At 37.6% G+C, this 9,511-nt stretch carries 5 protein-coding genes; all 5 read left to right on the top strand.

Annotated elements, in window-relative coordinates; translation table 11 throughout:
* On the top strand, positions 1 to 3,633 hold a 3,633-nt coding region (locus CWS31_RS05990), incomplete at its 5' end, for a VCBS domain-containing protein (protein WP_170252772.1).
* A gap of 197 nt (positions 3,634 to 3,830) precedes the next feature.
* On the top strand, positions 3,831 to 6,005 hold the full coding sequence (locus CWS31_RS05985) for a type I secretion system permease/ATPase (RefSeq protein ID WP_101345258.1): 2,175 nt from the start codon (positions 3,831 to 3,833) through the stop codon (positions 6,003 to 6,005).
* Positions 6,002 to 7,375: an HlyD family type I secretion periplasmic adaptor subunit gene (locus CWS31_RS05980; RefSeq protein ID WP_101345257.1), complete on the top strand. Its 1,374-nt coding sequence runs from the start codon at positions 6,002 to 6,004 to the stop codon at positions 7,373 to 7,375. The genes CWS31_RS05985 and CWS31_RS05980 overlap by 4 nt, the downstream gene beginning before the upstream one ends.
* A 128-nt stretch (positions 7,376 to 7,503) precedes the next feature.
* Positions 7,504 to 8,901: a TolC family outer membrane protein gene (locus tag CWS31_RS05975; protein WP_101345256.1), complete on the top strand. Its 1,398-nt coding sequence runs from the start codon at positions 7,504 to 7,506 to the stop codon at positions 8,899 to 8,901.
* Positions 8,898 to 9,500 (top strand): OmpA family protein, encoded by a 603-nt coding sequence (locus CWS31_RS05970; RefSeq protein ID WP_101345255.1) that lies wholly within the window; start codon positions 8,898 to 8,900, stop codon positions 9,498 to 9,500. Before CWS31_RS05975 ends, CWS31_RS05970 begins: the two co-directional genes overlap by 4 nt.
* The last annotated feature ends 11 nt before the right edge of the window (positions 9,501 to 9,511 follow it).

The raw sequence follows: 9,511 nt of genomic DNA, 5'->3' as shown, positions 1-9,511 counted from the left end.
CAAACCATCACCATCACGGGTAGCAATGATGCGGCGGATATCACAGTTACTGCAACAGACACAAGCGTGACTGAAGATGATGCGAGCAATAACACAGCGACAGGTACTATTTCAGTATTTGACGTAGATACCGGCGAAGGTACGTTATTGAGCAGCACTGCGAGCTACGGCACGGTTGTGGTTGATGGCACAGGTGTATGGGAATACAGCTTAGATGACAGCAATGCTGCGGTACAAGCGTTACCAGACGGTGAAACCTTAACAGATACGATCACCTTTACTAGTGATGATGGCACCACTGAGACACAAACCATCACCATCACGGGTAGCAATGATGCGGCGGATATCACAGTTACTGCAAGTGACACAAGCGTGACTGAAGATGATGCGAGCAACAACACCGCAATAGGCACCGTGTCTGTTAGTGATATTGATACCGGTGAAGGGACTTTAGTGAGCAGTACTGCGAGCTACGGCACGGTTGTGGTTGATGGCACGGGTGTATGGGAATACAGCTTAGATGACAGCAATGCTGCAGTGCAAGCACTACCGGCAGGCCAAACCTTAGTTGATACCATCACTTTCACCAGTGACGATGGCACCACTGAGACACAAACCATCACCATTAACGGTACGGACGATGTGCCAACCATTTCAGGTGATTTCACTGGTAGTGTGACAGAAGATGAGTCATTCTTATTAAGCACCAGTGGCGATCTTAATGCTAGTGGCGGTGATGCAGGTGAAAACAACTTCCAAGAGGCTAGCTTATCGGGTACATACGGCCAGTTAGCGGTGAGCGCTAATGGTGGCTGGGAGTACATTGCGGATAACGGCAAAGATGTTATTCAGGGTTTAACTCAAAATCAAACGTTGACCGATAGCTTTACGGTATTTAACGCCGATGGCGTGACTAGTGAAACGGTGATTATAACTATTCATGGTACGGACGATGTGCCAACCATTTCAGGTGATGTGACGGGTAGCGTTAAAGAAGATGACACAGCTATCTTAACTACCAATGGAAAACTTATTGCTGATTATGGCGATGCAGGTGAAGATAAGTTTATCGCAGAAAACTTAAATGGTACGTATGGTAGCTTAGTTATTACAGCAGATGGTAGCTGGACCTACAGTGCTGATAATAGTCAAGGTGATATTCAAGCATTGAATGATGGTGACACCTTAACAGAAACATTTATGGTGACCAACGCGGATGGTGTTACCACTCAAACGGTCACTATCTCTATTAATGGTACAGATGGTGATCCTGTAGCTGTTAATGATAATGGAAGCTCTTTAGTTTCAGGAGGGTTTTATGCTTCGTATTACTCATATCATGAAGCTGTTGAAGGTGAAAACTTAGATAATCTATCTACTATTCGTAATTATATGGAAAATAACAATCCTGATGCTAACTTTATTGCGACAGAGTTAAATTACGGTGAAATAAATGGTGATTTAGGTAGGGGAATGAATTTACAAACATTCTTAGGAGAAGATGCACAAACATTATCTACAGACCCTGATAACAGTAGTGATGCTATTTTACATTTTAAAGGGCTCATAGATTTATCAGAAGGCGTCTACAACTTTCAAATACTGGCGGATGACGGTTATGTAATATTAATTGACGGAGAAGAGGTTGCTGTTGTTGATAAGATCCAATCACCAACGGCCACGACTCATGAATTATTTACTATTACCAATAATCCTGATGGTAGCAGCCTACATGACATTGAGATCATTTATTGGGACCAAGGTGGAAGAGCTGTATTCCAAGTTGAATTGAGTAACCCTGTTGATGAAACTCCTTTTGGCGTGGTTACTTATTCTTTACTGAATGGTGAAAACTTTCCTCTATTAAGTAATTATGGATATACAGCCCCTGAAGATAACAATTTCATTGTGGATTCAGATGTTCTGCTATCTAATGACACCGATGCAGAAGAGGATACGTTAACCGTAGTTGATGTTGGTAATGCTAGTAACGGTGCAAGTGTTTCGTTAGTTGATGGCATTGTTACATTAACACCAGCTGAAGGTTTTGTTGGATTTGTAACATTTGATTATACTATTTCTGATGGTGTAAATACCGATGTTGCCACGGTTACCGTTGAATTTACGCCTGGCATAGACACACTTGATGATAGTTACAGTTTTGCAGCTTCAACTACCATCCCTGATACTGATATTACTGAACTTGCTAAAGGTACAAAGGATGAATCAGTTACTAAAACTTACAGTTTCGGTGAGGCTTATGCAGGTCAAACTATTCAGGTAACTTTAACTACTGAAGTAATAGGTGGTTGGGATTCAGGCGACAATAAAGACTTCTTTTCTATTAGCGGCAGTGAAGGAAATAATCAATATTATACATACGATAACAGTGATGATACCGATGTGCCTAGTGGTGGAACTATCATTTATGAGGTGGTATTAGACAGTAATGGTGAGGCCAATGTAACCTTTACCGCTGAAACTACAGCTGATAATGAAGCTATTAATATAACAGATATAACTGCTACATTAGTACCAACTAGTTTTATTCTTGATGTATTAGAAAATGATCCAAATACTGATAAGTTGAGTATTGAAAGTGTGGAAGAGCCTGTAGATGATAATGGAATTTCATTAGGTACTGTTGAAATTATCAATGATACGCAGATTAAATTTACTCCTACAACCAGTGGTATAAATCAAGATGTTAGCTTTAGTTATACGGCAACAGACGGTATTACAAGTGACTCAGCAACGGTATCGGTATCAGTTAATGGTGATATCAGACAACTCGAAGATAAACTAACCTTTAAGCGCGGTACCGATTTAGAGGAAAATGAATACAGTTTAGGTACTGCAGATGATGGTATCGACTTAACTAAAGAATATGATTTTGGTGAAGATAACGCTGGTAAAACAATCATTTTAACTTTCGACACAACAGCTCATGGCAGTTGGGACTTAAATGATAATGGTAGTCCTCAAGACTACTTGAATATTACCATCAGTAACGATGGTAATGACGATATCGTTGAGTCAATAACATATGATTCAAGCCTAGTTGGTAATGAAGGTGATAGTGCTGACGCGGATCAAAGTAACTCGTGGCATAAATCTTATAGCTATGAAGTTGTATTAGATGAAAATGGAAAAGTTAATATTGATTTTGATGGTTACATGTCTGCAAGTGATGAATACATCGACATTACTAATCTACAGGCAACATTAAATAGCACTTCTGATTTATCAGTAAGCTATAACTCTGAACTTATTTCTGGTGAAGGTATTGATACTTTCATTTGGTCTGACAGTGACACAGGTACTGACCATATCAATGGCTTTGATTTAGACGAAGATATTATTGATATTAGTGATCTGTTACATCTAAGTGAAGGCGATAATCTAAATGAGTTTTTAGACTTTGATAGTGATGGTGTGGATACAACTATTACTGTGCATGCTGATGGTGATAATGAAATAACACAAACAATTGTATTAGATAATATTGATTTGGGTAGTGATGATGTCACTATAATCAACGATATGTTAACAGGAGATCATAAAGGAGCATTATTTATCGGTGATAGTAGTGTTGTTGATAAAGTGGTTATAGAACCTATTCCTGATGAATAACACTAAAAATGTATTAGTTGAAGTTGCATGTAATGTAACTTCAACTAAGTATGTGGTGAAAGAGTATCACGAAGGTACACATCGACTTATGGTTGACGATTAAATTAATATATTTACATAATATTTTTAAATTAAAGTCATATAACTCTTTATAAGTTCTATACTTAGATAATAATTTCATGGATTTCTGTATTTAAATGACATCAGCAAAACCTCAATGGACAATAAATAGCTCACAACGTATTAGTGAAGATCCACTTTTAGATTGCTTAGTATTATTAAGTGAAAACTTCGGTAACCCATGCTCTGCTGAAGCATTAGCTGCCGGTTTGCCATTAACTAGTAGCGTACTAACTCCTGAGTTACTGCCACAAGCTGCTATGCGTGCAGGGTTAAGTGCTAAATTAAGTCGTAAGAGTCTTGATAACATTCCTCAAATGTTGCTTCCTTGCATATTAATGCTTAAAGACCAAAAAGCTTGTATATTGCAGTCGTTAGACTTCAAAGCCAATATCGCGATTATTTCATTGCCAGAAACAGGCGGTGAAGAACAACTAACCATTGAAGATCTCGAATCTGTTTATGTAGGCTATTTGTTTTTAATCAAACAAAAGTACCATGCAGATCGTGATTTTGACGTGCATATAGCTGACAAAAAAGAGCATTGGTTATGGGATACTATTCGGGAATCTGCGCCAATTTATCGTGATGTAATTATTGCTTCAATCTTAGTTAATATTTTCGCCTTGGTTTCACCATTATTGGTGATGAATATTTATGACAAAATAGTCCCTAACTTAGCTTTTGAAAGTTTATGGGTGCTCGCTGTAGGCGCAAGTATTGCTTACGGGTTTGATTTTATACTCAAACAATTAAGAGGATATTTGATTGATGTCGCAGGCAAAAAAATAGATATTCAAACGTCATCAAAACTGTATGCAAAAGTAGTTGGTATTTCATTAGAAAAAAAAGCACCTAGTGTTGGTGGCATGGCTAAACAAATAGGTGAATTTGAAAGTGTGCGTGATTTTTTATCATCGGCAACAATCACAGCATTAGTCGATCTACCTTTTTCAATACTATTTGTATTTATTATTTATATTGTCGCTGGTGACTTAGCTGTATTCTCAGTGATCGCCACGGTATTAATATTAGGTTATGCCTTTTTAGTTCAGGCAAAATTACGCCATGCCATTGAAGAAAGTAATAAGTTTTCAGGTTTACGCCATGGTCACCTAGTTGAAAGTCTATCGTCATTAGAGTCAATTAAAGCCAGTGGCGCTGAAGGTATTGTACAAAATGCCTGGCAACAAATGCTTGGACATACCTCTAATTGGCAACTGAAAACCAAAGTTATTACTAACTCCGTTGCTAATTTCTCTAGTTTTATAGTTCAGATGGTTGTCGTTGCGGTTATTGTTTTAGGCGTTTACCGTGTTTCTGATGGTGTTATTTCAATGGGCGGAATAATTGCTGCGGTAATGCTATCCAGCAGAGCCGTAGGACCAATGGCAAAAATAGCTGCATTAATGACACGATACAACCAAACGGTAAGTTCATTAAGACAACTTGACGGCGTTATGAACCAAGAAAGTGAGTTTGAAGATAAAGGTCACCTTGCTACTCGAACTAAACTTGAAGGAAACATCGTTTTAGAACATGTTAACTTTAATTACCCCGACATTGAAAAGCAGGCTATTTATCCGTTATCAATGAAAGTGATCCCAGGAGAAAAAATAGCCATAATTGGACGTAACGGCTCAGGAAAAACTACTTTAGCTAAACTGGTATTAGGGTTATTCAAACCTAAACAAGGCAGCATAAGGTATGATGGCATGCATCAAGGACAAATTCATCCGAGTGATTTACGCAGAAATATCGGTTACTTACCCCAAGACATTGTACTTTTTCACGGTTCAATTAAAGACAATATTTTGTTTGGTACTAAACAAGTTACTGAATATCAATTAATGCGTGCTGTACAGCTGTCAGGTGTTAATTTATTTACCGACATGGAATCCCAAGGTTTAGAATTACAAGTAGGCGAAGGTGGATTATCATTATCTCGTGGTCAACGCCAAGCAGTCGCTTTAGCGCGAGCTATTTTAAACGATCCGCAAATGTTATTACTTGATGAACCAACTGCAAGTTTAGATGCTCGCGCAGAAAAATTATTTATTAAATCGATGAAAGAAACGGCTAAAAATCGTACGTTATTACTCATTACTCATAAAATGCATCTATTACAGTTAGTTGATCGTATTATTGTTATGGACAATGGCCATTTAGTCGCCGACGGAGAGAAGTCAGTTATCTTAGAGCAATTAAAAAGTGGCAAACTTAATGCTGCCAAAGAAAGGACTCAAAGATGAAGATAAATAAAGAAGATTTAGAAATGGCAGATGACGTTTACGGTGCCATTTTAACGGAAATCCCTACGGTTCATCGTTTAACTATTTGGTCATTAGCAGCACTGTTTATTTGTTTCCTTATCTGGTCTTATTTTGCCGAACTTGATCGTGTAACTCGTGGCGAAGGGAAAATAATTCCTTCAACCCAAGTACAAATAATTCAAAGCCTTGATGGTGGTATATTACAAGAGCTATTTGTCAAAGAAGGTATGCAAGTTACCAAAGGTCAAATTATAGCGAGAATAGATGATACTCGTTTTCGCTCTGATATGGCGCAACAAACCCAAGAAGTAGATGCACTACGAGCAAATATTATTAGGTTACGTGCCGAGTTAAGTAACGTATTAGTAGCAGATGTTGATGATTGGCAGTTGCAAGTAAAAATAGAAAAAACACAATTACAATTTCCAGAAGACTTAATCCAAAGTTCACCAGAGCTCGTTATTCGTAATCAAGATGAATACAATACTCGTTTAAATAACATTGAAAATCAAGTCGCTATTCAAGGGCAACAAATAAAACAACGCGAACAAGAAGTTAAAGAACTAACGTCTAAAATCTCTACTCTTAGGGGCAGTTTAGCATTAGCAAATAGTGAACTTGAATTAACTATTCCTTTAGCGAAGAAAAAAATAGTGCCTGAGGTTGAGTTATTAAAACTAAAACGTGTAGTGAATGACTTAGAAGGTGAATTGAGCACTTTAGTACTATTAAAGCCCAAAGTTAAATCGGCGCTTGATGAAGCCATTTTAAAACGTCGTGAAGCCGTTTTCAAATACCGTTCAGATGCGCGTGCGCTGTTAAATGAGTTACAGTCTAAGCTTTCGCGTTTAAATGAAGCACAAGTTGGTGCTCAAGATAAAGTCAGTAAAGCATTAATAATATCACCCGTTGTTGGTACCGTAAAAACATTACATATCACAACCTTAGGTGGTGTTATTAGGCCAGGTGAAGTGTTACTTGAAATTGTACCATCAGAAGATAAGTTATTAGTTGAAGCAAAAATTATCCCTAAAGATATCGCTTTTATCTCTGTAGGTTTAAAAGCCATGGTAAAAGTTACGGCTTATGACTTTACTCGTTATGGTGGTTTAGAAGGTGTGGTTGAGCATATTAGTGCAGATACTACACAAGATGAAGAAGGTAATAGCTTTTATATCATCAGAGTTAGAACAACAGAGTCGAGTATGAAAAGCCGAGATAATACGGCAATGCCAATAATTCCAGGAATGATGACGAGTGTTGATGTCATGATCAGCAAAAGAACGGTATTAGAATATATTTTGAATCCGATCATGCGAGCCAAGGAGCGAGCACTCAGAGAATATTAACAATAACATGTAATCATTAGTACATAGAAAACCTCATGTTCGTGTTAAAGAAATTGATAGAGGGTCATAGGCGCGCTAATACCAATGCCTATAACAACCTGTGAAGCTTATTATAAATATGGATTAATATGAAAAAAGAATGCTTTAAGCAAGTGAATATAAAAGCAATGACACTTTTATCCTGTACTATGCTTTTTCAAACCACCGTAAATGCACAATCGCTTGAACAAGCGGTTGCTTTTACCTTTGACACGCACCCTGAATTAAGAGCCGCTTATACTCGCTTTAAAGTGAGTGAAAAACAAATAGATCAAGCCAAAGCTGGCTATTTACCTACTGTTGATGCTACCGCCGCTTTTGGTTATGAATATACCGACAGCCCAGGTACTCGTAGACAAATAACCGACAACGGCGAAGATACAACTGAGTTACCTCGACGTGAACTTGGCCTCATTGTTAACCAAGAACTCTTTAGCGGTTTTCATACCCAAAGTGAGGTTGATCGTACTAGTTCAACAGCTAGAGCAGAACAATGGCGTTTAAATGGTATTGCTGAAGACTTAGCTTTAGAAGTAAGTAAAGTTTATATTGATGTTATTAAAGCTAAGCAATTAGTGGGCTTGGCAGAGCGCAATTTAAAATCTCATCAAGAAATTTATGATCAGATAAAACAACGTACTGAATCTGGCTTTAGTAGCTCGGCAGATCTTTCTCAAATTGATGGTCGTTTAGCTAAAGCTCATTCCAACTTAATTGCTTCTAAAAATAACTATTTAGACCGTGAAGTAATCTTCTATCGTGTAATTGAACAAAGGCCAAATAATTTAGTTATTCCTATTCCTGATGCTGATTTATTGCCCCAAACAGAAGCCGAAGGCTTACAGGTTACGTTAAAAAATCATCCTGTTATAAAATCTGCGGTGAGCGATATTAAAGCCGCTAAAGCACAATATAAAGCAGCAAAATCAAATTATTACCCTAAGGTATCTTTTGAAATAACCGCAAACTACAACGACAATTTAGACGGTGAAGATGGTATTACAAGTTTTGGTGATGTGGGTGGCGAAAATAATGAAGTGGCCGCCATGTTGCGAGTTTCTTACAATATATTCTCTGGTGGTCGACATGATGCTTACGCAAAAGAAACCGCGTATAAAATAAATGAAGCCAAAGAGCTAAATAGTAATATTCATCGTCAAGTAACAGAAGGTTTTATTTTATCGTGGAATGCTTTTGAGCAATTAAATCTACAAAAGAAATATATAAAACTGCATGTTGTTTCCTCGAAAAACACCCAGTCAGACTACAAAGAGCAATTTAAAGTAGGACGACGTAGTCTACTCGATCTACTTGATACCGAAAATGAATTGTATCAAGCACGTCGTGACTTCTTAGAAGCTGAGTTTTCTGAAATTTCTGCACAATACAGAATTCTACATTCAATGGGGATGTTAGTTGAAGCTTTACGGGTAACACGACCAAATAGCTGGTTAGGTGAAAATGATTACGAAGAGGACGAAAAGTGAAGTTTATAATACTTATATGGGTGCTATTTATCTCGGCGTGTTCAACACAAATAGTTGAGATGACACCAGAGCCTACGGTACAAAAATATGATCTGTCGGATAGCGAAGGTGATGGCATCATTCTCGCTAGAGACGAATGCCCAGATAGTAATGTGGGCGCAAAAGTAGACAACAAAGGTTGTGGCTCGCAAACAGTTTATACAATACGTCATAGGTTAGATGTTAATTTTGATATCAACTCTTACCAAGTAAAAGATATATATAATGCTGAAATTGAAAGCCTAGCAATATTCATGGACGAATATCCTGAAGTGACAGTTATAATTGAAGGGCATACCAGTGTTAGGGGCTCTGCCGCGCACAATTTAAAACTATCTGAAAATAGAGCATTAGCAATTCAAAATATATTGATAAACAAGTATAAAATTTCAGCTGATCGCATCACTGCTGTTGGCTATGGTGAAAGTAAATTACTAGCAAACGGCAATGATAACGTTAGCCATCAAAAAAATAGACGTATCGTTGCAGAAATTAGCAGTGATAAAAGTTTAATTGATATGAAATGGACCATCTATAGCGTTGATAAAGAAGCTGAGTAATAGGTAAGTGC

This window comes from Colwellia echini (assembly GCF_002843355.2).
GTDB lineage: Bacteria > Pseudomonadota > Gammaproteobacteria > Enterobacterales > Alteromonadaceae > Colwellia > Colwellia echini.
Note: the sequence above shows the minus strand (reverse complement) of the source record. Positions and strands in the feature narration are given on the sequence as shown.

What these genes read in the sequence shown, in the direction of transcription:
- CWS31_RS05985 (WP_101345258.1), top strand. Translation starts at nt 3,831, where the DNA reads ATGACATCAGCAAAACCTCAATGGACAATAAATAGCTCACAACGTATT.
- CWS31_RS05980 (WP_101345257.1), top strand. Translation starts at nt 6,002, where the DNA reads ATGAAGATAAATAAAGAAGATTTAGAAATGGCAGATGACGTTTACGGT.
- CWS31_RS05975 (WP_101345256.1), top strand. Translation starts at nt 7,504, where the DNA reads ATGAAAAAAGAATGCTTTAAGCAAGTGAATATAAAAGCAATGACACTT.